General features: G+C 38.6%; 23 protein-coding genes and 2 pseudogenes. 21 read left to right on the top strand and 4 right to left on the bottom strand.

The window, feature by feature from the left end; translation table 11 throughout:
- On the top strand, positions 1-189 hold a 189-nt coding region (locus HMPREF2876_RS03850), incomplete at its 5' end, for an LPXTG cell wall anchor domain-containing protein (protein ID WP_148131430.1).
- Between the two features lie 57 nt (positions 190-246).
- Here HMPREF2876_RS03850 and HMPREF2876_RS10865 read toward each other — a convergent pair.
- The 3 genes and pseudogenes from HMPREF2876_RS10865 to queA form a co-directional block, all read right to left on the bottom strand.
- Positions 247-488, bottom strand: a pseudogene (locus HMPREF2876_RS10865) (transposase); the annotation flags it as partial.
- A gap of 237 nt (positions 489-725) precedes the next feature.
- Complete coding sequence (locus HMPREF2876_RS03845) at positions 726-1199, bottom strand: arginine repressor (RefSeq protein ID WP_003037450.1); 474 nt, start codon at positions 1197-1199, stop codon at positions 726-728.
- Between the two features lie 10 nt (positions 1200-1209).
- On the bottom strand, positions 1210-2238 hold the full coding sequence (gene queA, locus HMPREF2876_RS03840) for a tRNA preQ1(34) S-adenosylmethionine ribosyltransferase-isomerase QueA (RefSeq protein ID WP_070584232.1): 1029 nt from the start codon (positions 2236-2238) through the stop codon (positions 1210-1212).
- A gap of 306 nt (positions 2239-2544) precedes the next feature.
- Here queA and HMPREF2876_RS03835 point away from each other — a divergent pair, with 306 nt between their 5' ends.
- From HMPREF2876_RS03835 to HMPREF2876_RS03825, 3 genes are all read left to right on the top strand, one after another.
- A complete protein-coding gene (locus HMPREF2876_RS03835; protein ID WP_070241586.1) occupies positions 2545-3252 on the top strand; it encodes a glucosamine-6-phosphate deaminase in 708 nt (235 codons plus the stop codon).
- A 116-nt stretch (positions 3253-3368) separates the two neighbouring features.
- Complete coding sequence (locus tag HMPREF2876_RS03830; protein WP_024051963.1) at positions 3369-4745, top strand: DUF1958 domain-containing protein; 1377 nt, start codon at positions 3369-3371, stop codon at positions 4743-4745.
- Positions 4746-4823: 78 nt separating this feature from the next.
- Entirely contained in the window at positions 4824-5993 is a 1170-nt protein-coding gene (locus HMPREF2876_RS03825) for an MFS transporter (protein ID WP_070584231.1), read from the top strand.
- A 253-nt stretch (positions 5994-6246) separates the two neighbouring features.
- On the opposite strand, the gene HMPREF2876_RS03820 is transcribed toward HMPREF2876_RS03825, so the two are convergent.
- On the bottom strand, positions 6247-6594 hold the full coding sequence (locus HMPREF2876_RS03820; RefSeq protein ID WP_070584228.1) for a hypothetical protein: 348 nt from the start codon (positions 6592-6594) through the stop codon (positions 6247-6249).
- 207 nt (positions 6595-6801) lie between these two features.
- On the opposite strand from HMPREF2876_RS03820, the gene HMPREF2876_RS03815 reads away from it, so the two are divergent.
- The 17 genes and pseudogenes from HMPREF2876_RS03815 to HMPREF2876_RS03735 all read left to right on the top strand — a co-directional run bounded on the left by HMPREF2876_RS03815 (position 6802) and on the right by HMPREF2876_RS03735 (position 25865).
- The gene (locus HMPREF2876_RS03815; RefSeq protein ID WP_024051960.1) at positions 6802-8238 is read left to right on the top strand and encodes a 6-phospho-beta-glucosidase; all 1437 of its coding nucleotides are present in this window, start codon (positions 6802-6804) and stop codon (positions 8236-8238) included.
- 12 nt (positions 8239-8250) lie between these two features.
- The gene (locus HMPREF2876_RS03810; RefSeq protein WP_024051959.1) at positions 8251-8493 is read left to right on the top strand and encodes a hypothetical protein; all 243 of its coding nucleotides are present in this window, start codon (positions 8251-8253) and stop codon (positions 8491-8493) included.
- A 234-nt stretch (positions 8494-8727) separates the two neighbouring features.
- Positions 8728-8967: a SemiSWEET transporter gene (locus HMPREF2876_RS03805; protein WP_024051958.1), complete on the top strand. Its 240-nt coding sequence runs from the start codon at positions 8728-8730 to the stop codon at positions 8965-8967.
- Between the two features lie 118 nt (positions 8968-9085).
- Positions 9086-9400, top strand: a complete 315-nt coding sequence (locus tag HMPREF2876_RS03800; protein WP_003073302.1) for a PTS cellobiose transporter subunit IIB — start codon at positions 9086-9088, stop codon at positions 9398-9400.
- A gap of 55 nt (positions 9401-9455) precedes the next feature.
- Positions 9456-11447, top strand: coding sequence for a BglG family transcription antiterminator (locus HMPREF2876_RS03795; RefSeq protein WP_070584226.1), 1992 nt, complete (start codon positions 9456-9458; stop codon positions 11445-11447).
- 12 nt (positions 11448-11459) lie between these two features.
- The gene (locus tag HMPREF2876_RS03790; RefSeq protein ID WP_021001470.1) at positions 11460-11777 is read left to right on the top strand and encodes a PTS cellobiose transporter subunit IIA; all 318 of its coding nucleotides are present in this window, start codon (positions 11460-11462) and stop codon (positions 11775-11777) included.
- 22 nt (positions 11778-11799) lie between these two features.
- On the top strand, positions 11800-12306 hold the full coding sequence (locus tag HMPREF2876_RS03785; protein ID WP_024051956.1) for a hypothetical protein: 507 nt from the start codon (positions 11800-11802) through the stop codon (positions 12304-12306).
- A 39-nt stretch (positions 12307-12345) separates the two neighbouring features.
- On the top strand, positions 12346-13689 hold the full coding sequence (celB, locus tag HMPREF2876_RS03780) for a PTS cellobiose transporter subunit IIC (RefSeq protein WP_070241592.1): 1344 nt from the start codon (positions 12346-12348) through the stop codon (positions 13687-13689).
- A gap of 491 nt (positions 13690-14180) precedes the next feature.
- Positions 14181-15212 carry a competence protein CoiA gene (locus tag HMPREF2876_RS03775; RefSeq protein WP_024051954.1) on the top strand — a complete coding sequence of 344 codons (1032 nt, stop codon included), beginning with the start codon at positions 14181-14183 and terminating at the stop codon, positions 15210-15212.
- Positions 15164-16966: an oligoendopeptidase F gene (gene pepF / locus HMPREF2876_RS03770; protein WP_070241593.1), complete on the top strand. Its 1803-nt coding sequence runs from the start codon at positions 15164-15166 to the stop codon at positions 16964-16966. The genes HMPREF2876_RS03775 and pepF overlap by 49 nt, the downstream gene beginning before the upstream one ends.
- A gap of 1 nt (position 16967) precedes the next feature.
- Positions 16968-17651: an O-methyltransferase gene (locus HMPREF2876_RS03765; protein ID WP_024051952.1), complete on the top strand. Its 684-nt coding sequence runs from the start codon at positions 16968-16970 to the stop codon at positions 17649-17651.
- A 105-nt stretch (positions 17652-17756) separates the two neighbouring features.
- Positions 17757-18695, top strand: a complete 939-nt coding sequence (prsA, locus tag HMPREF2876_RS03760) for a peptidylprolyl isomerase PrsA (protein ID WP_024051951.1) — start codon at positions 17757-17759, stop codon at positions 18693-18695.
- A gap of 137 nt (positions 18696-18832) precedes the next feature.
- Positions 18833-19402 carry an LURP-one-related/scramblase family protein gene (locus HMPREF2876_RS03755; protein ID WP_081333904.1) on the top strand — a complete coding sequence of 190 codons (570 nt, stop codon included), beginning with the start codon at positions 18833-18835 and terminating at the stop codon, positions 19400-19402.
- Between the two features lie 54 nt (positions 19403-19456).
- A complete protein-coding gene (gene alaS / locus HMPREF2876_RS03750) occupies positions 19457-22075 on the top strand; it encodes an alanine--tRNA ligase (protein WP_070584224.1) in 2619 nt (872 codons plus the stop codon).
- 417 nt (positions 22076-22492) lie between these two features.
- Positions 22493-23827, top strand: a pseudogene (locus HMPREF2876_RS03745) (SPFH domain-containing protein).
- A 50-nt stretch (positions 23828-23877) separates the two neighbouring features.
- Entirely contained in the window at positions 23878-24963 is a 1086-nt protein-coding gene (locus HMPREF2876_RS03740) for a TFIIB-type zinc ribbon-containing protein (RefSeq protein WP_070584221.1), read from the top strand.
- A gap of 17 nt (positions 24964-24980) precedes the next feature.
- On the top strand, positions 24981-25865 hold the full coding sequence (locus HMPREF2876_RS03735; RefSeq protein WP_224784197.1) for a TPM domain-containing protein: 885 nt from the start codon (positions 24981-24983) through the stop codon (positions 25863-25865).
- The last annotated feature ends 5 nt before the right edge of the window (positions 25866-25870 follow it).

Genomic DNA, 25870 nt, shown 5'->3' with positions numbered 1-25870 from the left:
GACAAGAACGAACCTAAGGCTAAAGACCAAACGGAAAACCAATCTAATACCAATTCAGGTACAAAAGCTTTACCAAATACTGGTGAAACTAATAGCCCATTCTTTACAGCTGCTGCAATGGCTGTCATTGTAAGTACAGGTGTATTATATGGTTTAGTACATAACAAGAAAAGTGAAGAGACAGAGTAGTAAGTCTGGTAACGTACTCATATAGGCTCTTTATTAACTGTAGTGAGTTGACTGCATCTAACATCGAGAGAGGACAAAAAGTTGTCTTCTCTCTTTTGATGTTTAAGGCAATGAAAATGTGTGTTTTAAAGTTTGAAAAGTTTTAAAATCCGGAAGCTAGGTATTTGAGGTCCTTGATAAGCTTACTGATTGACTCCAAATTGGCATTGAAAATAAGAAAGCTTCAAGGTGCTCAGGATCTTGTTCTTGCCTTTCAAGAATGTCCTGAAGATAATCTGAAAGATAGGACGGACATTCGAGTAGGAGAAGTCGTTTTTGAATGAAAACTCTTTTAGTTTTGAGCCGTATATTTTTGTAGTAAAAAATATACCCGACAAAGGTAAGTGTAACAGTGGTACTGACATCTTAGATGATAATAGTAAATCAGTCCGTTCTCTTTGTAAGTTAATTTCATCGAAAAAGCACCCCAAAAGTTAGTCAGGAAATCTAACTTTTGGGGTGCAGTCTATAAAGGTAAGTGCTAGTTTTTTTATTGTTCAATCTTTACTGAAAAAGAATGGAGGTGCAAATTGTTTTAATTTGTTAAAACAGTCTTGCGCTTTTTGATTGTCCTCACAGATAATCAAGCAGACATCATCACCACAGACGGTTGCAACAATCTCAGAAAACTCCAAAGCGTCTAAGATAGAGCCGAATGATTGTGCCAAACCAGGGAGCGTTTTCATGACAACTTGATGTTGAACAGGACGCAACATAATCAAGGCATCTTCCATATAGAGACGCAGGCGTTTTTCCCAGCGTGAAGGTGCCATGCTATTGATAATATAATAAGAAATATCTGCTTCATGTACTTTTACTAAGTTCAAAGCTTTAATGTCTCGAGAAAGTGTGGATTGCGTCACTGTAACGCCATTTGCTGAAAGCAAATCTTGTAATTCTTGTTGTGTGTGAATTTTTTTCTCTAGGACAAGCGAGCGAATGAGTCGATGACGGCTTTCAATTTTATTCATATTTCACCTATTATTTTATAAACATAGCATCTCCAAAGCTGAAAAAGCGGTATTTTTCATCAATGGCATGTTGATAAGCGGAGAGCACCAATTCTCGCCCTGCAAAGGCTGAAACGAGCATGACGAGAGTGGACTTTGGAAGGTGGAAATTGGTAGAAAAAGCATCTACGATTTTCCAATCGTAGCCAGGTTTAATAAAGATGTTGGTCCAACCAGAGTCAGCTTTTATTTCCCCGTTAAACTTTGAACCAATTGTTTCCAGTGTACGGATAGAAGTTGTTCCAACTGCAACGACATGATGTCCACTAGCTTTGACTTGTCGAAGCGTGTTAGCTGCTTCTTCAGACAATGTATAGAATTCTGAATGCATCTCGTGTTCGTCTACATTGTCTACAGAGACAGGACGGAAGGTTCCTAGACCAACATGAAGCGTCAGATAGACTAATTTTACGCCTTTAGCTTCAATCTGAGCCAGCAGCTCTTTGGTAAAATGAAGCCCGGCAGTAGGAGCAGCCGCTGAGCCATTTTCTTTAGCATAAACAGTCTGATAGCGTTCACGGTCTTTTAATTTTTCATGAATATAAGGTGGCAAAGGCATTTCGCCCAGACTTTCAAGCACTTCCAAGAAAATCCCTTGGTAATGGAAACGTACAATTCGTCCGCCGTGTTCTAATTCTTCTAAGACAGTTGCTGTTAAGCGCCCGTCACCAAAAGATATAGCTGCTCCGACTTTTAAGCGCTTGGCTGGCTTCGCTAGCACTTCCCAATCATCTCCTGTGATGTTTTTCAACAGTAGTAATTCAACATGTCCGCCTGTTTCAGACTTTTCACCATGAAGGCGTGCTGGCAAGACGCGCGTATCATTCATAACCAAAGCGTCTCCAGGATGTAATTGATCAATAATGGCATCAAAGTGCGTATCTTCCATTTGACCAGTTTCGTGATTGACGATTAAAAGGCGGGAAGCATCTCGCTTTTCTAAAGGGGTTTGTGCAATTAATTCTTCTGGTAAATGAAAGTCAAAATCAGCAGTATTCATACATTCTCCTTAGGCTGTAATTAAAATCCATAACGAATAACAACAAGCAACAAGTGGCAGGCACATGAGTAAAATGCCTAAAATCAATAGGGTATAATACCAGATTCGCTTGGTTTTGAAAAGGAGCGCAGCGATAACAAATGCAACTCCCAGTAAAAATAAACAGAGTAAATAGACTAACATTCTTCTATTATAGCACGATTTTTCGTGCAAACAAGCTCGGATTTTTTAAAAAGAAACAAATTCTCTTGACAAAAATCGGTCTATACCATATAATGTAATTAAATAAGGAAAAGGAGTTTAGCGATGAGAATTATTCAAGTGGAAAATCAAGTAGACGGCGGTAGAGTAGCCTTTGAATTATTAAAAGAAAAATTAGCTGAAGGAGCTAAAACGTTAGGCTTAGCGACAGGGAGCAGTCCTTTGAGTTTTTACGAGCAAATTGTTGAAAGTGACCTTGATTTGTCAGGCTTAACCAGTGTGAATCTAGACGAGTACATAGGATTAAGTGGGGAAAATCCTCAGTCTTATCGTTATTTTATGCAAGAACATTTATTTAATCAAAAGCCTTTTAAAGAAAGCTTTTTACCAAATGGTGTTGCTGAAGATGCGGAAGCAGAAGTGAAACGCTACAACCAAATTTTGGTAGAACATCCTGTTGATTTGCAAATTTTGGGAATTGGTACAAATGGTCATATTGGGTTTAATGAACCAGGGACGAGCTTTGATAGCACGGTTCATGTAGTGGATTTGGAGCAATTAACTATTGAAGCGAATGCTCGTTTCTTTGATAAAATAGAAGATGTACCGACGCAAGCTTACTCAATGGGGATTCGGAATATTCTCGATGCAAAATCTATTATTTTATTTGCTTATGGTGCTTCAAAAGCTAAAGCGATTGCAGGAACAGTAGAAGGACCGATTACAGAAGAACTACCAGGAAGCGTCCTTCAAAAACATGAAGATGTTGTCATTATCGCAGATAAAGAAGCTTTAAGCATTTTGAAAAAATAAGAATCTATTTCCTATCTAATTTTTAGGTAGGTTTTTTGACATTTTGAAAAAAGTTCGTTATCTTATGGATAAAGTGTGCTATACTAGAAGATAAGTGAGAACTTAGGAGGATTCTAGTGAAAAAGCTGTTAGCTATTGTTTGTCTTTTTGTGTTGTATGTGGGAGTAACTGCTGCTCGTGCAGATGAGTTGGTTGATATGGCACAAAAAATGTATCCAAACGAGAAGATCAATCCAATCAATCGACCTAAATCGTCCTTGATTGTAGATGCTAATACGGGAAATATCCTTTGGCAAGACAATATTGATGAAGTTCGTGATCCTGCCAGTATGAGCAAATTGATGACCTTGTATTTAGTTTTTGAAGCAATTCAGCAAGGAAAGTTGAGCGAAAATACAGTTATCAAAGCAACACCACGTGATGAAGCAATTGCCAAAATTTACGAAATTTCCAATAATAAAATTGTGGCGGGAGTAGATTATACTGTCTCTGAATTGATTACGATGACAGCTGTTCCATCTTCAAATGCGACAACTGTTATGTTAGCCAATTATTTATCTAACAATGATCCAGATACATTTTTGGACATGATGAATGCCAAGGCAAAAGAATTAGGTATGACCAATACAAAATGGTTCAATGCTAGCGGAGCTGCAGCTGTTTCTTTCAAAGGCTTGTATACTCCACAACGGTATGATAACAATGCAGCCAATCAGACAACGGCGCGCGATTTAGCCATTTTAGGGTACCATTTCGTCAAGAATTATCCAAATATTTTAAATTACACCAATAAACCAGTCGTAACGGTAAAAAAGGGAACGCCGTATGAAGAAACCTTTGAAACCTATAATTACTCACTTCCCGGTGCCAAATATGGCATTGAAGGCGTCGAAGGTTTAAAGACGGGGTCAAGTCCACGAGGAGCTTTTAATTACATCGCAACGATTAAGCGAGGGGAACAACGTTTGATTAGTGTTATCATGGGAGTTGGGAATTGGTCTGACCAAGACGGAGAATATTACCGCCATCCATTTGGCAATGCCTTGATTGAGAAAGCTTATGCTGATTATGAGTACAAAAAAATTTTCAAGGCTGGAGAACAAACAATCAATGGAAAAAGATATAACCTGTCAAAAGATTTCTATGCAACAGTGAAAAAAGACACAGCAGCAAAAGCAGTTGTGGAAAATGACGTATTGAAAAATGATAATGGTTTGGAGCAACTTTCTTCGCTTATTTCAAACGGAGATAATGTCACAGAAGTAAAGAATACAGCAATTAAAAACAGTACAGCTAAATCAACTGTAAAAACTACAACAGCAAAATCTAGCGGAAAAAGTTTGAAGCAACTCTTTTTAGATTATCACATTCTGGTCGCAGTTCCGTTGCTTATTCTTTTGCTTATTGTCGTTTTTGAAGCAACGAAACGTAAGCAAAGAAGAAAACAGCGTACGACTAACGATACACAATTATCTCGTCGTCAGAAACGTTAATTACTCATTTGTAGAATAGAAAGCTCGATTGGTTGGTCCAATCGGGCTTTGTCACCTTTTTAGGGAGAAGGAAAAATCATGTTTAGGAAATTTCAAAATAGCTATTTTGCTTATTTTTTGATGTATAATTTTTATTTTTTATCATACTCATTGTTTTCAACTTTAATTTCAGTTTATATGCTGGATAAGGGGTATTCGGCTAGTCAGGTTTCACTTGTTGTCTCTGCCTCGTTCTTTTCTTCAATGCTTGTACAGCCTATTATGGGTGTTTTGAATGACGCGATTGGCATTAAAAAAGTAACCATTTATAGCTTTCTTTTCATCATCGTTGGAGCAATTTTTTTCATGCAAGCCAATAATCTCTTGCTCTTGACAATTTGGTACAGCGCTGTTTTAATGCTAATCAACGGTGTGAATCCTGTTATGGACGTTCTAGCTGCTAGAAGCCCTTATACTTATGGGAAAATCCGTATCTGGGGGACTTTTGGCTATGCAATGGGCTCACAATTAGCAGGGCTGATTTATAAGTTCATCTCTCCGCAAGCGATTTTCATCGTGTTTATCGGTATGATGTGTGTGAGTATTCTTGGAGTGCTGGGAATTGAGCCAAAACAAGATCAGCGTCCTAAAAAAACGACACAAACGAAAAATGATTCCTATATTGGACAGATTTTTAAAAATAAAACATATTTGTTTTACCTCGTTATTGTAGCGCTCTATTCTGGAGTCGGGAATACTGGTCACACTTATATACCATCTATGTTAGAGCATAGTGGTTTAAGTGTCAATGTGGCGACGACTGTGGTAGCTATTTCTGTTATTTGTGAGTCGCCCTTGATCTTCTTTTCTTATCTTTTTATGGATAAACTTCCGATTAAAAAATTGCTTTATATTCCCCTGCTCATTTTGCTCTTACAGTATGTGATTTATGGTCTGGATTTTGGATTGACTTCCAAGATTCTTTTGACCTTGATGTCAAAGCACGCCACAGGAATGTTGTTGATTATGGTGACTTTAAAGATTGTTGCTAATGTAGTAGATGAAAAATATATGGTGACAGCTATTGTCCTTGTTCAAACAGCCCGAAATTTGGGAACCATTCTTATCCAAAATATTGCAGGAGACATTATTGACAAATCTGGCTATGAAATGATGAGCTTTTTCTTAGCTGGTGTGATGATTGTAGTGCTTGTTTTAGCCTTCTTTTTGAAAGTGCCAAACAAGCCAAATCAGAAATTATTCGGTTAAAATAAGAGAGGTATAAAAAATCTGGATTGAAAGTCTCCAGCTTCATAGCATATTGTATAATAAAGCAATGACGAATTAGTTACCGGATAAGGCTCATGAAACGAGTCTTAACCTTGTTTGCTTTTTAAGATCGAAAAAACACTTTTGATGAAAACGTCGTTTTTGTCATTCACCATCTCAACAGTCTCTCAGGCTGTGGGGTGAGACAGAACTAAAAATTTTCAAATTTTAGTTCTGTTTCACTCTTTTTAATTTACTCATTTAGTTTTTTCTTAAATAAAAAGAGCCAAACATAGGCAATCAGGCTGACACATCTATAAACGACTAAAAATGGAAGTGTAATACTAACAGGCTTGATACCAAGTAGAAAAAGTCCTGTTTTTAAAACTCCGTCTATAAAACCAGCAAAGATAAAAGTAGAAACTTTCTTTTGCTGAAAGAAAGGAGGTAAGCTAAAAGGAAAAGTAAAGAGGGAAAGATAAAACGGGCGTGAATCAATGGGTAAAAAGTACAATAAAAAAGCTATCATAGTACAAGTTATAGCAATAATAGGTATATAAATCAAAAACTTTTTGTAATCATGAAAGAATTTTGTAATCATAGCGGAATGAGATGACCTTTCTTAGATAGAGAAACATAATGTAGATTTTATATTCTTTTCCTTCATTATAGAAAGAAATGAGCCAAAAAAGCAACCGCTTTCACAAACTTTGGATTTATTTTCCGCATTGCTGTGGCAAAAATATGGGTTTTAAAAGCGCTTTCTTAGGAGTATAATAAAAGTATCAAAATCAGGAGGACTTTAGACATGTCAACATTTAAAGACGGATTTCTCTGGGGTGGAGCAGTTGCAGCTCATCAACTAGAAGGTGGTTGGCAGGAAGGCGGCAAGGGCATTAGTGTGGCTGATGTGATGACAGCAGCTCGCCATGGGGTTCCGCGTGAAATTACGGCTGGAGTGTTGCCAGGCAAATACTACCCAAATCATGAAGCAATTGATTTTTATCATCTTTATAAGGGGGACATTGCTCTGTTTGCGGAAATGGGTTTCAAGTGCTTCCGAACTTCTATTGCTTGGACGCGGATTTTTCCTAAGGGAGACGAAGAGCAGCCCAATGAAGCTGGTTTGCAGTTTTATGATGACCTTTTTGATGAATGTCTCAAATACGGGATTGAGCCAGTTATTACTCTGTCGCATTTCGAAATGCCTTATCATTTGGTGACCGAGTATGGTGGCTGGAAAAATCGTCAGGTGATTGACTTCTTTGTCCGTTTTGCAGAAGTTGTTTTTGAGCGTTATAAGGATAAAGTCAAATACTGGATGACTTTCAATGAAATCAATAACCAAGCTAATTATCAGGAGGATTTTGCTCCCTTCACTAACTCTGGGATTGTCTACAAGGAAGGCGATGATCGCGAAGCAATCATGTATCAGGCGGCTCACTATGAGCTGGTAGCTTCTGCGCGAGCAGTTAAAATCGGTCATGAGATCAATCCTGACTTCCAAATCGGTTGTATGATTGCCATGTGTCCGATTTATCCAGCTACTTGCAATCCTAAGGACGTCCTCATGGCGATGAAAGCTATGCAGAAGCGTTATTACTTTACAGATGTGCATGTCTTTGGCCGATATCCTGAGCATATTCTCAAATACTGGGAAAGGAAGGGAATCAAGGTGGACTTTAGCGAGCAGGATCAAAAAGACTTGCTAGAGGGCACTGTTGACTATATTGGTTTTAGCTACTACATGTCCTTTGCTATTGACTCCCATCGGGAAAATAATCCTTACTTCGACTATATAGAGACTGAAGATTTGGTTAAAAATAACTTTGTCAAGGCTTCTGAATGGGAATGGCAGATTGACCCAGAAGGCCTGCGCTATGCTCTCAATTGGTTTACGGATCATTATCATCTACCGCTTTTCATTGTGGAAAATGGCTTTGGAGCTATTGACCAAGTGGAAGCAGACGGTATGGTACACGATGATTACCGGATTGACTATCTGGGTGCTCATATCCGCGAGATGAAAAAGGCCGTGGTAGAAGATGGTGTGGATCTCATGGGCTACACGCCTTGGGGCTGTATTGACCTAGTATCAGCAGGTACGGGTGAAATGCGCAAACGCTATGGATTTATCTATGTCGATAAGGATGACGATGGCAAGGGGAGTTATGAACGTTCACCGAAGAAGTCCTTTAACTGGTATAAGGAAGTCATTGCATCAAATGGAGAAACTGTAGACTAGATAAGGGATTTTATGAGTAAAAAAATAACCTATGTCATCAAATTTTCTAAAGGAGTCGCTGTGCCAGACTTGGCTGCCAATCCAGCTATCACTCAGCATTTGACGATTAAGTTGAAAAATGCAGACGGCTTTTTCGTAGACAGTGACATCAATGATGCCAAGATTCGCGAATTGATTATGGAAATCTATGGTTTGGAAAAGAAGGATGTCCAGGTCCTGTTAAAATATCCAGGTATCATGAATGCCTACATCTGATGGAAAGACACTGATCCCAAAAGGAGTGGAAGAGGAATGGAGATTTTTCTTCCGCCCATTTTCTTTGAGAGGAAAATGTACTTTTCTTCGTCAAACTCTTCAAAATAGATGGTTGGTGGGTATTTCCAGTCAATAAAATTTGATACAAGTTGAAGAGTTTTTCGTAGACTATGCGTCACTTGGCCATAGGCTCATCAAGAGCGCTGGTCGTTACTTATTATTCAGGAGATAAACATGATTGGCAGTATTGCTGCTATTTTAACAACCTTTGCCTTTTTGCCCCAGGTTTTCAAAGTCATCAAGACCAAGGACACAGAGTCTATTGCGCTTGGCATGTATCTGATGCAAGTTGTTGGTATTGCTTTGTGGCTGTTTCATGGCTTGGTGATTAACGATCTGCCTTTGATTATGGCTAACAGCGTTTCTTTGGTTTTATCAGGAACTATTCTCCGTTATAAGTTAAAATATAAGTAAAAAAAGTGACTAAGGAAATGTTTCCGTTTAACTAAGGAAAAAAATAAGATGGAAGTTGCAACCGTTTTCATATATAATGAGTTTATAAAATAAATTTTATTTATAAGGAGAAAATCTTATGGCTAAAGCATTGATTATCTGTGCAGCAGGTATGTCATCTTCTTTGATGGCAAAGAAAACAACGGAATTTTTAAAGAGCAAAGGGCATGACATTGAAGTAGATGCTATTAGTGCGACAGAAGGTGGAAAAGCCATTGCTGCTGCTGAATTTGATCTTTATCTCATTAGCCCTCAAACAAAAATGTATTTCAAGCAATTTGAGGATGCTGGAGCAAAAGTCGGCAAACCTATTGTACAAATTCCTCCGCAAGCCTACATTCCTATTCCAATGGGAATTGAAAAAATGGCAAACCTCATCTTGGAAAAGATTTAAATTTTCAGCTCAAAAAGGGTAAAATAGTTCTTATAAATGCGGAAGGAGAACTGTATTGCTACATCAGAAAGAAAAATTGATTCTTCAATCTTTGTTGGAAAATAAAGATCATTATATTACAAGTAAGGAATTAGCTAGTCAGCTTTCTTGCTCTGATCGTACGATAAGAACTTACCTGAAATCATTGATGGATTGGAAGCCTGATGAAACTGGTTGGAAGATTACAGCCAAGCAAGGTTATGGTTATCGACTTGAACTTCAAGATAAAGCTCTCTATCGAAACTTTATAGAAACAGAATTTTTTACAGAGCAAAACTCTGCTAAGACTGAAAATATAGAGGATCGTTACAATTACATTTTAAATAAATTGCTCTTTGAGCAGGAAAAACTTTATTGTGATGACTTAGCAGAAGAGCTGTTTGTCAGTCGTTCAACCTTGTCAGCAGATTTCAAGAAAATCAGACAAGACTTGGCAAAGTATGATTTACAAATCGAGAGCAAAGCCAATCGTGGTATTTATGTAAAAGGCAGCGAACGGAATAAACGACGTTTTATCATGGATTACTTTTTTCGTGATAATTTCTTTCAAAGTTTGCACAATTACATTAACATTGAAGTTCCAGGACGGCAAATCAGCTTAGAAGAATTGACGATTATCGTATTGGACGAATGTCGTGAAGGTCACTTAAAGTTGTCAGATTTTGTGATTCAAAATTTAGTCATTCATATTGCCTTATCGTTTAAAAGGATTGCAGAAGGCTTCCAAATTAGCAAGATTGAAGACTGGGAACAAGGTAATTATCTGGCAGAACGAAAGATTGCTGAGAAAATTTTACACAGAGTGTATTTGGCAACTGGGCTGGAATTTCCCAAAGAAGAAGTAGACTATATCACGCTCCATTTGATTTCAAAAGCTTCTTGTCAAGAAAGCCAGAATACCAAAATAGACACCAATCAAGAAATTCGCAAGCAGCTACTAGAGGCGTTAGAGCAAGTCGAGCATGTCAAGGCTTATCAATTTCAGCATGATTTTCAATTAGTTGAAGGAGTTGTTGTTCATTTATCTACTTTCTATGTGCGTTTGCAAAATCATGTGATGCTTGAAAATCCCCTTTTACAGGATATTCAACAGCAAGCACCAGCAGTTTTGGAAATGACACGAGAAATTTTGCAGGAAATGCCGATTTTTTCTAAGGAAGACTTATCAGATGATGAAGTGGCTTATGTGGCACTGCATTTCATGGCTGCTTTGGAGCGATTAAAGGAAAAGCAAAAGTTTAACATTTTGGTGATTTGTGCTACGGGTTATGGATCGGCATTAATGCTAAAAAATCGGATTGTCAATGAGCTGGGTAACTTAGTTCACATTGTAGATGTGATTGGTTATTATGAGTTGGATGATGAACGTTTGAAAGATATTGATTTCATCATTTCGTCTATTGACTTGTCAAATTTAGTCTTTAGTGTTCCTGTTTTTACTGTTAGTATCTTTTTAAATGCAGAGGAATTAAAGTCCATCAAGCAAAAGGTCAGTCAGTTAAAGCCGATTGGAACCTGTTTGCCAGTTAAAGCGATGATAACATTTGATAAAGATAGTGAAAGGATTTTTGATGAATATTTCTCTCCATCTTGTTTTATTCTCATGCAGGATGCGTCAAAAGAGCAGATTTTGCAAGAATTATTAACAAAAATGGAGCAGGGAGAAGAAAAGGATTTTGTTACACATATGCAAGAGCTAATCAAGCAGCGTGAAAAGATGAGTTCTGTCGTTTTTTCAGAACAAGTTGCGGTGCCTCACCCGATTAAGCCCCTTGCAAAGAATCATAAAATTGGTGTTGCCATTGTGAGAAATGGCGTGCAGTGGAATGAAGAAAGTCCTAAAATTCAACTCATTTTTCTCCCTTCTCCGTCCGTTTATGGGAATGAAGAAATGGCAACGTTGACATCAAAGATTGTTGATTTGTTAGAGCAGCCTGACCTGCAAGCAAAGATATTGAGCTGTCAGTCGTTTACAGAATTTAAAGCATTATTTTTAAACATAAAGTAAAGGAGATTGTCTATGAATCAGGAAGAATTACAAGTTGCAGCTTTTGAAATTATCCTGCATAGTGGTTCAGCAAGAACAACAGTTCATGAAGCATTTGCAGATATGCGCGAAGGGCATTATGATGAAGCTGCTGAAAAGTTAGAAGCTGCCAATGCAGAGCTATTGGAAGCTCATCATGCACAAACAAATTTGCTACAAGAATACGCAAGTGGAACGGAAATCAAAATTGAAATTATCATGGTGCATGCTCAGGATCATTTGATGACAACTATGACCTTGCGTGAGGTAGCACTTGAAATGCTCAGTCTTTATCGAAAGATTGAAAAGTAAAAGATGAATGAAAGGGGAAAACATGACTGAAAAAGAGAAACAAGAACTAGAAGCAAGACGAAAAGAAGCAGCAATAAAAAACATGTACTACACGCGTTTCTTTTCAGTCCGCTACGCGACAGCATTTTTCTTCTTTGCTAATCTTTATTGGATGCTAATGCTGTATCTTTCAAAGGCTGGTTTAGTTTTGCTGTTGCCTTTGTTGCTAACTGTTCTAGCGGCGTTGGCAATGTGGGAACAAACACGAATGTACAGCGTTCATCAAAAAGAAGCGACATTAACGCGGTTCTTTTACAATATTTCTGCTTTAGCAAATGTTTTGCTACTGATAATTGTTTTTGTGGGACAGTATCATTTCCTCTTTCCATTTTTTTCGATTAGTACAACCACTGTAACCGTTTTAACGGTTGTACTTTTATTGGGGCTACTTTTAGCCATTCTAATGTTAAGAAAATTAAGTCGGATTCATCACCATACAGATAAGCAATATAAACGCATTCAAGAATATATTGCCACTGTTCAACGTTAGTTTATAAATTATATTTCAAACATCATAGGAGGATATATTATGAATAAATTGTTTGAATTTCTAGAAAAGTACCTCATGGGACCAATGGGGAAAGTCTCTACTTGGCGTCCTGTTCGTGCTATTGTTGCTGCCGGGATGGCCAGCATTCCCTTTACAATCGTAGGGTCTGCTTTCTTGGTTCTTAGTGTTATACCGCAAGCCTTTAATCTTCAATTTATTGTTGATTTGTGGGCGAATTCATTTGATAAGATTCAAGCTCTATACTTGTTAGCTTATAAGTGTACAATGGGGATTTTGTCTCTCTATTTTGCCATTGTTATTGGGTATGAATACACAAAAATTTATGTCGAAGAAGAAGGGCTCAACCTCAATCCACTCAATGGTGGTCTCTTAGCGGTATTTGCTTACTTTTTGACCATTCCTGAATTAACTTATTCTAAAGGAGTGATTTCAGCCGTTACAGGAAAAGCAACAATTGGTGGTTGGACTGTTGGCGGAGATAGTTTGACACGTTTATCTACATCAGGTATGTTTACTGCGATTCTGATGTCCATTTTCGCTGTGCAACTATATCGCCTTTGTGTGCAGAAGAATTGGGTCATCAAGATGCCTGAAGCTGTTCCAGAAGGAGTTGCTCGTTCATTTACAGCCCTCATTCCAGGTTTTGTCATTGCATTTGCAGTACTCTTCATTAACGGTATCTTTATCCTATTTGGTACAGATATTTATAAAGTTATTGCAATTCCGTTTGCCTTTGTTAGCCATATCACTAATACATGGCTAGGTATCGTTGTGATTTACTTATTGGTTCATGCTCTTTGGATTGTCGGTATTCACGGTGCTAATATCGTTATGGGACTGGTTAATCCGATCTTGCTTGCTAATATGGCACAAAACGTTGACGGCAAATTCATTGCTTATGCAGGTGAATTTACCAACTCTTATGTAACAATCGGTGGTTCTGGTGCGACCTTATTGCTTTGCTTCTATATTGCTTTCCGTGCGAAGTCAGATCAATTACGTATGCTTGGAAAAGCAGCTATGGGTCCAGCTATTTTCAACATCAACGAACCCCTTATCTTTGGTCTACCAATTGTGTATAATCCAATGTTGACCATTCCGTTTATTTTGGCTCCAATTGTCTCTGCTTCAATTGGTTACTGGTCTGTCCGACTTGGACTAGCTGGTAAAGCAATTGCCCAAACACCATGGCCAACACCTATTGGTCTTGGAGCTTATGTTGGTTCAGGTGGTAATATTGGTGCTTTCGTAGTTGCACTTGTCTGTGCTCTGTCTGCCTTTGTGATTTGGTATCCATTTATTAAGATGTATGATACGAAGTTGTACAAAGAAGAAATGGGCGGCGCTGAAGCGATTCAATAATTTTGTTTCCCCTTATAAAAAATTTGAAGCTGGAACGAAAGTCTCCAGCTTCAATTTATATAGTGCAATAAACCAAGGTCGCAGTAGCTGTTTGCTCAAAGCACTACTTTGAGGTGGAGGATGAGAGTGGGGCAGAAATCAGTAGTTTTGTAGAAACTTGATTTCATCGTCCCACCTCCGCACGGTTGAGTAGGGCTGTAAAAGTTGATTTATCAACATATTAGAGTCCACTCAACTACTGCGTCTTATAATTCTAACTATATAAACAAAGGAAGCTGAGCACTTTGCCCCACCTTCAAAGTTCTTCATTTTTCAAGCTCAGAAAAGCACTTTTGATAAAAACTTTGTTTTCTTTATCCACCAGCTCAACAGTCTGGAAGACTGTTGAGCAACTTTGCGGGGGTGAAACAGAACTTAACTTAAAATTTTTAAGATGAGTTCTGTCTCACTCTTTTTTTACGAATAATTTAAGTAAAAGGGGAAAATAATCTATGTTAATGGCTTGTCAGGAAAACGGAAAAATGCTAAATGCTGTGGAAGATACGGTAAATCCGTTGGATAGGTTTCTCTGCCCGGCTTGTAAGGAAGCGGTGCGATTTAAGAATGGCAAGGTGATGCGATCGCATTTTGCTCATATTTCCTTGAAAAACTGCCATTTTTCTACGGAAAATGAAAGTGCAGAGCACCTAAATCTGAAAACTGCTTTGTTTACTTGGGCTAGAAAATCCAATCATGCGATTCAAGTAGAAGCTTATTTACCAGAATTGCAGCAAATCGCAGATTTGTTAGTTGAAAAACAAATTGCGCTTGAAGTTCAGTGTAGCTCGCTTAGTCAAAAACGCTTAAAAGAGCGTACGGACAGTTATCGTCAGCATGGTTATCGCGTCTTTTGGCTCTTGGGAAAGAAACTTTGGCTGAAAGATTCCTTGACCAATTTACAAAAGGACTTTCTCTATTTCAGTCAAAATATGGGCTTTCATCTATGGGAATTAGACGAACAGCAACAGCTCTTGAGGCTTAAATACTTGATTCATGAAGATTTGCATGGCAAGGTTCAGTATAAGGAGAAAAGTTTTGCTTTTGGTAAAGGAAACCTTTTAGACATCTTTCGTCAGCCATTCTGCAAGCAGGAAATGACGAGTTTTCTGGCAAAAGAAGATAAAAATATTTGCAGTTATGTGCGCCAGCAGCTCTATTATCAGCAGCCCAAATGGATGAAATGGCAGGCAGAATTGTATCAAACGGGTGATAATTTATTAACCAAAACGGCTAGTGACTTTTACCCGCAAGTCCAACCTGTTCGTTCCAGCTCTTTCTGCCAGATTTTTCAAGATCTCACACCTTATTACCAGCAATTTTCAGCTTATTATGAAAAAGAAAAAAATAAAAATTTCCAAATTCTCTATCCTCCAGCTTTTTATGCAAAGATTTTTGGCAATATTTATGATAGAATAGGAAGGACGGAGGAAATTTTATGGCAAAACAAAGAAATGAAATTGAAGAAAAATACACTTGGGACCTAACAACGATTTTCACAACAGATGAAGCTTTTGAGGCAGAGTTAACTCAAGTTTCAAAAGAATTAAAAGAAGCCAGCAGCTTAGCAGGGCATCTTTTGGACTCATCTGACAGCCTTTTAAAAACAACAGAAATCCAATTGGACTTGATGCGTCGTATCGAAAAACTCTATTCCTATGCTCACATGAAAAATGACCAAGATACGCGCGTGGCAAAATATCAAGAATACCAAGCCAAAGGAATGGCCATTTATAGTGAGTTCGGACAGGCCTTTGCTTTTTATGAGCCAGAATTTATGGCAATCACAGACGAGCAATATCAGACTTTCTTAGCTGAAAAGCCCGAATTGCAAATCTATCAGCATTTCTTTGATAAGCTACTGCAAAAGAAACCTCACATCCTTTCTCAACGTGAGGAAGAATTGTTAGCAGGAGCTGGTGAAATTTTTAGTGCTGCGGGTGAAACTTTTGGAATCTTAGATAATGCTGATATTGTCTTTCCAACCGTGCACGACGAAGAAGGAAATGAAGTGCAATTGACGCACGGAAATTACATTAGTTTAGTGGAGTCGAAAAATCGTACAGTCCGCAAGGAAACTTATGAAGCGCTTTACAGCGTCTATGAGCAATACCAACATACTTATGCTAAGACACTCCAAACGAATGTTAAAGTTCATAATTACAATGCCAAAGTTCGTAATTTTTCTTCTGCGCGTGAAGCTGCTTTGTCTGCTAACTTTATTCCAGAAAGTGTTTATGATAGCTTAGTGTCTGCGGTCAACAAACACTTGCCACTCTTACATCGCTACATTGCCCTACGTGCAAAGATTTTAGGCCTTTCTGATTTGAAAATGTATGACCTCTATACACCATTGTCAGAAGCAGATTACAAATTTACTTATGAGGAAGCCTTGATGAAAGCAGAAGAAGTCTTAGCTATCCTTGGAGAAGATTATCTAGGTCGAGTAAAAGAAGCCTTTTCAGATCGTTGGATTGATGTTTATGAAAACCAAGGCAAGCGCTCTGGGGCTTATTCTGGTGGTTCTTACGATACCAATGCTTTTATGTTGCTCAACTGGCAAGATACGTTGGACAATCTTTTCACGCTGGTTCATGAAACAGGTCACAGTATGCATTCTAGCTATACTCGTGAAAATCAGCCATACGTTTACGGAGATTATTCTATTTTCTTAGCTGAGATTGCTTCTACGACCAATGAAAATATCCTGACGGAGAAATTATTGGAAGAAGTAGATGACGATCAAACCCGCTTTGCGATTCTGAATCATTTCTTGGACGGTTTCCGTGGAACTGTTTTCCGCCAAACTCAATTTGCCGAGTTTGAACATGCCATTCACAAAGCTGACCAAGAAGGTCAAGTCTTGACGAGTGAATTTTTGAATGATTTGTACGCAGATTTGAATGAAAAATATTATGGTTTGACGAAAGAAGACAACCCACAAATTCAATACGAATGGGCACGGATTCCGCATTTCTACTATGATTACTATGTTTTTCAATACTCAACCGGTTTCTCAGCTGCTTCTGCCTTAGCAGATAAGATTGTTAACGGAACGCAAGAAGATAAAGAGAAGTATCTCAACTACTTGAAAGCAGGAAATTCTGATTATCCGCTAAATGTCATTAAAAAAGCTGGTGTAGATATGGAAAAAGAAGACTACCTCAATGCTGCTTTTGCAGTCTTTGAACGTCGTCTTGATGAATTTGAAGCACTCGTAGAAAAGTTAGGACTGGCATAAAATGGTTGAATCCTATAGTAAAAATGCCAATCACAATATGCGTCGTCCCGTTGTCAAAGAAGAAATCGTCGATTTTATGCGGACACGGCAAAAGCAAGTTTCGGGCTCCTTAAAAGAGCTCGAAACTTTTGCTCATGCAGAAAATATTCCCATTATTCCTCACGAAACAGTTGCCTATTTTCGTTTTCTGTTAGAAACTTTACAGCCACAGAAGATTTTGGAAATTGGGACAGCCATTGGTTTTTCAGCTCTTTTAATGGCAGAACATGCACCGCACGCACAAATCACAACGATTGATCGAAATCCAGAAATGATTGCTCTTGCCAAAGCGAACTTTTCCAAGTTTGATAAGCGCAGGCAAATTACATTGCTGGAAGGAGATGCAATGGATATTCTTCCTCATTTGAAAGATTGCTATGACTTTGTCTTTATGGACTCTGCTAAGTCCAAATACGTTGTCTTTCTGCCAGAAGTTCTGAAGCGCCTTTCTTCAGGAGGAATTATCATCATAGATGATGTTTTTCAAGGTGGAGATGTCACAAAGGAGATGAGTGAAGTTCGCCGAGGTCAACGAACGATTTATCGAGGGTTGCACCAATTATTTGATAAAACACTGAATCAGCCTGAATTGACTTCAACCTTGCTACCACTTGGCGACGGCATTCTGATGATTAGAAAAAAATGAGAGATTTAATATTTTCTAAACTTTCACAGTTTTTAGGAAAATTTAAGATATTAAATCTATTTTATGGTACAATAAGAAAGTGAATTAAAAAAAGGAGTTTTCATAATGAAGAAAAAAATTCTAGCAGGAGCCATTACGCTTTTGTCAGTTGTAACATTAGCGGCATGCTCGCAAGCTGGTGGTAAAGATATTATCACGATGAAAGGAAATACAATTACTGTCAATGATTTCTATGACAAAGTAAAAAATAATGCAGCTGCTCAACAAGTACTTCTCAATATGACCATTCAAGAAGTTTTTGAAAAGAGCTATGGTAAACATGTTACAGAAAAAGAAGTCAATGAAACGTTCAATAAGAGTAAGAGCACTTACGGAACTGCTTTCCAACAAGTATTGGCAAGAGCAGGATTGACGGAAGATACTTATCGTGAACAAATCAGAACCAATAAATTGGTCGAATATGCTGTCAAAAAAGCAGCTGAAAAAGAATTGACAGATGCAAACTATAAAAAAGCATACGAATCTTATACACCAGAAGTGACTGCTCAAATCATCAAGGTAGATAGCGAAGATAAGGCAAAGGAAGTATTGGAGAAAGCAAAAGCTGAAGGTGCTGATTTCGGACAAATTGCCAAGGAAAATTCTACGGATACGAAGACCAAAGATAAGGGTGGGGAAGTGAAGTTTGACTCAGCTTCAACAGATGTTCCAGATGCTGTTAAAAAAGTGGCTTTTTCCCTTGAAGCAAACGGTATTTCTGATGTTATCACCGTTAAATCATCAACCTATTCTTCAAGTTATTATATTGTGAAACTAAATAGTAAGTCTGAAAAATCAGCAAACTGGAAAGACTACAAGAAACAACTGAAAAATGTTATCTTGACACAAAAACAAAATGATCGAACCTTTATCCAAAAAATTGTTGCCAAAGAATTACAAGCAGCCAATATTAAGGTGAAAGATCAAGCTTTCCAAAATCTGTTCTCACAATATGTCAAGTCAGATAGCAAATCAACATCTAGCTCGTCATCTTCATCAAAATAAGTTGACGAAAAGCTCATAAGTGAGTATAATAGGACTATTGAGAATTGATTTTTGACCTCTTAGTTCAGAGAATTGGCGGTGCTGCAAGCCATGTAAGAACGAAAATCATGCTACTCAAAGGAAAAATTGCATATATAATGAGAATGACAAGTTCATTGAATGAAGGTGGTACCGCGGTTTTTCGCCCTTCGTCTAGTGGACTTGTCTTTTTGCGAGGAACCGTCATGAAGACTTATCTTGTAAAACAAAAATTTCGCTTTGGTGGTGAGAAATTTGACATCAAAGATGATCGTGGGAACATTGATTATCAAGTGGAGGGAAGCTTTTTAAAAATTCCCAAAACTTTTACGATTTATGATGACAAGGGTGAAGTGGTCAGCCAAATTCAAAAGACTGTGCTAACAGTCTTACCTCAATTTGAAATTCAATTGCGCAATGGTTCGAGTTTTTATATCCGTAAAAAATTCACTTTTTTACGAGATAAATATGAATTTGATAACTTAGATCTGCGCATCGAGGGGAATATCTGGGATTTAGAATTTCGTCTGCTGGATGCGCAGGGACAAGTGATTGCAGAGATTTCAAAAGAACTCTTGCACCTGATGTCCGCTTATCAAGTTGTAGTTTATGAAGATGCCTACGCGGATTTAGTGGTTTCATTGTGTGTGGCTATTGACTATGTAGAAGCTCTTGAAAGTAGTTCTTAAAACTCACATGGGCAATAGAAAAATCAGTTAGAGAAATGTTTTAAGGAGAAGAAAATGAAACAATTATCAAGTGCTCAAGTACGCCAAATGTGGCTAGATTTTTGGGCCTCAAAAGGACATGCTGTCGAACCGTCTGTTAGTCTAGTACCGGTCAATGACCCGACTCTACTCTGGATTAACTCTGGCGTTGCAACATTAAAGAAATATTTCGACGGGACTATTATTCCAGAAAATCCACGGATTACCAATGCGCAGAAAGCGATTCGGACGAATGACATTGAAAATGTCGGAAAAACAGCACGTCATCATACTATGTTTGAAATGCTGGGGAATTTTTCTATTGGTGATTACTTCCGTGATGAAGCGATTGAATGGGCATTTGAGCTCTTGACTAGTCCTGATTGGTTTGATTTTCCAAAAGACAAGCTCTACATGACTTACTATCCAGATGATCATGATTCTTATAATCGTTGGATTTCAGTTGGTGTCGATCCAAGTCATTTGATTCCAATTGAAGACAATTTCTGGGAAATTGGTGCAGGACCTTCTGGACCAGATACAGAAATCTTCTTTGACCGTGGGGAAGCATTTGACCCTGAACATCAAGGAATTCGTTTGCTTGCAGAAGATATTGAAAATGATCGTTATATTGAAATTTGGAATATTGTTTTGTCTCAATTCAATGCTGATCCAGCTGTTCCAAGAAGTGAATACAAGGAGTTGCCGCACAAAAATATTGATACGGGTGCAGGTCTAGAGCGCTTAGTAGCTGTTATTCAAGGGGCAAAGACCAACTTTGAAACAGACCTTTTCATGCCGATTATTCGTGAAGTAGAGAAGTTATCTGGTAAGAATTACAATCCAGATGGTGACAATATGAGCTTCAAGGTCATTGCAGACCATATCCGCTCTCTGTCATTTGCTATTGGCGATGGTGCGCTTCCAGGAAATGAAGGACGTGGCTATGTTCTGCGTCGTTTGCTCCGTCGTGCTTCGATGCATGGTCAAAAATTAGGAATCAATGAGCCTTTCCTTTATAAACTTGTTCCAACTGTCGGAAAAATTATGGAAAGCTATTATCCAGAAGTGCTTGAAAAGCAAGATTTTATCGAAAAAATCATTAAAAGTGAAGAAGAATCTTTTGCTCGCACGCTTCATTCAGGTCAACACTTTGCACAAAGTATTGTAGAAGAGTTAAAGGTAAAGGGACAGTCTGTTATTTCAGGAACGGATGTCTTTAAACTGTACGACACCTATGGTTTCCCAGTAGAATTGACCGAAGAAATTGCCGAAGAAGCTGGTATGACAGTAGACCGCGAAGGCTTTGAAGCTGCTATGAAAGAGCAGCAAGAACGCGCACGGGCTAGTGTTGTTAAAGGTGGATCTATGGGCATGCAAAATGAAACCTTGCAAAACATTACAACTGAAAGCCACTTTAACTATGAAAAAGAGGCTTTATCTGCGGAGTTGGTTGCGATTGTGGCAGATGATAAAGAAGTAGAAGAAGTGGCTTCTGGTAAAGCTTACCTCGTTTTTGCAGAAACGCCATTTTATGCTGAAATGGGCGGACAAGTAGCAGACCACGGACAAATCTTTGACCTTGCAGGCAATCTCGTTGCACAAGTCGTAGATGTTCAAAAAGCGCCGAATGGACAACCGCTCCATACGGTAGAAGTGGTGTCACCACTCACGCTAAACCAAGAATATAAGCTTGAAATTGACCACAATCGTCGTCACCGTGTTATGAAGAATCACACAGCAACACACTTGCTTCATGCGGCTCTTCACAATGTTTTAGGCAAACACGCAACGCAAGCAGGTTCTCTCAATGAAGTAGAATTTCTTCGATTTGACTTCACTCATTTCCAAGCAGTTACAGCAGAAGAGCTACGTCGCATTGAGCAAGAAGTTAATGAAAAAATTTGGGAAGCGATTGACATCAAAACGATTGAAACAGACATTGATACGGCTAAAGAAATGGGTGCGATGGCTCTCTTTGGAGAAAAATACGGAAAAGAAGTTCGTGTGGTGACAATTGGAGATTACTCTATTGAGTTGTGTGGCGGTACTCACATGAAGAATACTTCTGAAATTGGTCTTTTCAAGATTATCAAAGAAGAAGGAATTGGCTCAGGAACTCGTCGTATCCTCGCTGTGACGAGCAAAGAAGCATTTGAAGCTTACCGTGAGGAAGAAGATGCTTTGAAAGCTATTGCAACGACACTGAAAGTCCCACAAATGAAAGAAGTTTCGCATAAGGTTGAAGCCTTGCAAGAACAACTTCGCCAATTGCAAAAAGAAAATGCTGAACTGAAAGAAAAAGCAGCAGCAGCAGCTTCAGGTGAAGTCTTCAAGAATGTTCAGGAAGCTAATGGACACAGCTTTATTGCCAGCCAAGTTTCTGTATCTGATGCGGGTGCTCTACGCACTTTTGCAGACACTTGGAAACAAAAAGACTATTCAGACGTTCTTGTCCTTGTGGCAGCCATTGGTGAGAAAGTGAATGTCCTTGTGGCTAGCAAGACAAAAGATATTCATGCTGGCAATTTAATCAAGGAACTTGCTCCAATCGTAAATGGTCGTGGTGGTGGTAAACCAAACATGGCTATGGCTGGAGGAAGCAACCAAGCAGCTATTCAAGAATTACTTGCAGTTGTTCCTGAAAAAGTATAATGTCATATACTTTAAGTGAGATAGATCTGTGCTTGTCTCTACAAGGATTTCAAAAAATGAAATCTAAGAGAGTTGCATAAAAATCATACAAAAAACGAACAGTTTCGATATTCTGTTAGTCAGAACATCGGAATTATTCGTTTTTTTATTTATACGATTAAGTTCTGGCGTTTTATAAATCCAAAAATAGCTTTCATATTTTTGATAGTTACAATTTTATAAAAATATGGTAAAATAGTTTTGGAGATAAAACGCTTTCATACAGCTAATTATGTTGCGATAAAAAGACAAATATTGCCAGTTAGCGTATGATTTTTTGTAAAAATTTACAAATTTATGATAAAGGAGATGATGTCGTTCAGTAGTACAGTGTAAGGTAGCGGAAACATGCTTTTTAAAGAGAGAAAGGAGATTCTTATGGGACTCATTAAAGCAGGAATTGGTGCCGTAGGCGGCGTATTGGCTGACCAATGGAAATAATTCTTTTACTGTGATGCCATGGACAAGTCCGTCATGGTGGTCAAAGGACAAAAGCAAGTATCTGGACGTTCATCTAATACGAAGGGCAGCGACAACATTATTTCGAATGGTTCTGGAATTGCTGTTGCAGATGGTTAGTGTATGATGATTGTTGAGCAAGGAAAAATTGTTGAAGTCTGTGCTGAGCCTGGTCAATTCACTTATGACACTTCTAGCGAGCCGAGTATTTTTACAGGTAATTTAGGTGATTCCATTAAGAAGACCTTCAAACAAATCGGAAAACGGTTCACTTATGGTGGTGACACAGGCAAAGATCAACGTGTTTATTATTTCAATACAAAAGAGCTGATTGATAATAAGTTTGGCACACCAAATCCGATTCCGTTTCGTGTGGTGGATTCAAAAATCGGCTTAGATGTGGATGTTTCTGTCCGTTGTTCTGGTGTTTATTCTTATAAGATTGCAGACCCACTTATTTTCTATACCAATGTCTGTGGCAATGTCGAAAAAGAATATTTGCGTGAAGAATTAGAATCACAGCTAAAAACCGAATTTATCAGTGCCCTCCAACCAGCTTTCGCTGCATTATCTGATCTAGAATTGCGGCCAAATCAAATCGTTAGCCACAATACAGAACTTGAAAATGCTATGAATGAAGCACTCTCTAGCAAATGGGGCGAGCTTCGTGGCTTGAAAGTCGTCAGTGTAGCTCTTGGTTCAGTAACTCTTCCAGACGAAGATGCTGAAATGATTAAGCAGGCTCAACGTGTGGCTATTATGAAGGACCCAACCATGGCAGCGGCTACCTTAGTCGGTGCACAGGCAGATGCTATGAAAGCAGCGGCTGAAAATCCAGGCGGTGCGATGACTGGCTTTATGGGAGTAGGAATGGCAGCGGGCGCAGGCGGCATGAATGCTCAAAATCTTTTTGCGATGGGACAAGAGCAAGCAGCTAGTCAGCAAACGCAAACAGCGAGTGCAACCTCTCAAACCCAAACTACTGCAGATAAATTGACTTGTCCAAATGGACATGAAGCTTCAGGTAAATTCTGTCCTGAATGCGGTTCACCAAAACCTGTGAGTGACAGCTGGACTTGTACTTGTGGGACTGTCAATAATGGTAAATTCTGTTCAAACTGTGGTCAACCGAAACCAGAAACCCGCCGTCAATATCGTTGTAGCAATTGTGGCTGGCAACCAGAAGATGCTTATAATCCACCTAAATTCTGCCCTGAATGTGGCAATGTATTTGATGAAAATGACCTTGTTTAAAAGCTTTTCTAACTATCTCATAGCTCGATGACAGTAGAAAGGAGGTCATCATGGCTGATTTACAAGAATATAAATGTCCAAATTGTGGTGGTGCTCTTGAATTTAATAGTTCAATCCAGAAAATGAAGTGCCCTTATTGTGATTCCGAATTGGATATGTCAAGTTTGAAGGAATTGGATGAACAATTAAAAACCCAGACTGATGAAAATATGACTTGGAGTACGCAGGCTGGTGGTGAATGGGATACGGGCGAGATTGATCAGCTATCAGTTTATGTCTGTAAATCTTGTGGTGGTGAAATTGTTGCTGACGAGTCAACAGCAGCCACTTCGTGTCCATTCTGCGATAATCCTGTTGTTATGATGGGACGCTTTGCTGGTGATTTAAAGCCAGATTATGTGATTCCATTCAAATTAGATAAAAAGGCAGCAAAGGCGAATCTGAACAAGCATCTCATGGGGAAACGTCTCTTGCCAAAAGTTTTTAAAGACCAAAATCATATTGATGAAGTAAAGGGGGGTTATGTTCCGTTCTGGCTTTTTGACACAGAAGCAGATGCGGATGTTCATTATAAAGCAAGCAGGATTAGAACATGGAGTGATAGTGAGTATGACTATACCGAAACAAGCTATTTTTCAGTTATTCGTTCCGGTCAGTTAGCGTTTGAACATATCCCGGTAGACGGTTCAAGTAAATTGGATGATCAATTAATGGAATCCATTGAACCCTTTGATTTTTCAGAAGCTGTTGATTTTCAGACAGCTTACCTAGCAGGATACCTAGCAGATAAATATGATGTCGGAGCCGAGGAGAGCATTACTCATGCTAACAGCTGTGTCAAGCAAAGCACGGAGGAAACCTTTGAAGATACAGTTACGGGGTTTTCTACCGTTACCCCAGAATCTTCGAATATTCGCTTGATAAATGGTTCAACTAAGTATGTTCTCTATCCAGTTTGGCTCTTAAATACGACTTGGAGGGGCAAAAAGTTTGTCTTTGCAATGAATGGTCAGACTGGTAAATTCGTCGGAGATTTGCCCTTAGACAAGCAAGCTTATAGACGTTGGCTAATCGGACTGGGCGTGGCGGCAAGTATAGTTAGTTATGCGGCTGTATGGCTGATTCACTTACTGTAAGAAGGGAGGATGAGATTATGTTGAAGAAATTCATAACATTACTGACAACTCTTCTTCTCTCCTTTCTCATGATTGGGACTGTCTGTGCAGAAGAAACCAGCTATATTCGTGATGAAGTCTCAGCCTTTTCAAGCAAGGAAATAACAGAGATTAACAAAGCGGCTAAAGCTATTGAAGAACAATATCATTTTAAAGTTTACTTTTTGGCAGCAAAATCAGTAGGTGAAGATGGTATTTTGTCTGATGCTGAAAAGGTTTATCAAGAATCTGCAGGCACAGCTGAAGGTATTCTCCTTGCTGTTGATAAAGAAAAAAAAGAATGGATCCTATATTATGCCGGAAACGCTAAAGAAAAGCTAGGAGCAAAGAGTGACGACATACTTTGGAAAGCTTTTGAGAGTGGGAAAAATATTTATAGCGGTGTTCGGTATTATCTCAATAAAGTAACCAAATTGCTCAATGCATCGGCCAATCCATTACTGGTAGATGAAGCGGACTTGCTGAAGCCGGATCAAGAAAAAGCCTTGTTAGCAAAGCTCAAAGATGTTAGCAAACGCCAAAAATGTGATGTCGTTGTCGTGACCGTTAAGAGTCTGGAAGGAAAAAGTGCTCAAGACTTCGCAGATGACTACTTCGACTACAATGGCTACGGTCAAGGAAAAAATCATGATGGGGTGCTTTTCTTAATCAGTATGGCAGAACGGAAGTGGCATATTTCAACGACAGGCTACGGCATCACTGCTTTTACCGATGCTGGCTTAGACTACCTATCAAAGCAGTTCTTGCCTGATTTAAAAGATGGTGACTACAATGCTGCTTTTACAACCTACGCTGAGCAGTGTGATGAATTCCTCACTCAAGCACGAAAAGGGCAGCCTTATGATGTAAAAAAGTCTCCCTAAGGAGC

This window comes from Streptococcus sp. HMSC073A12, assembly GCF_001812815.1.
Taxonomy (GTDB): domain Bacteria; phylum Bacillota; class Bacilli; order Lactobacillales; family Streptococcaceae; genus Streptococcus; species Streptococcus vaginalis.
Note: the sequence above shows the minus strand (reverse complement) of the source record. Positions and strands in the feature narration are given on the sequence as shown.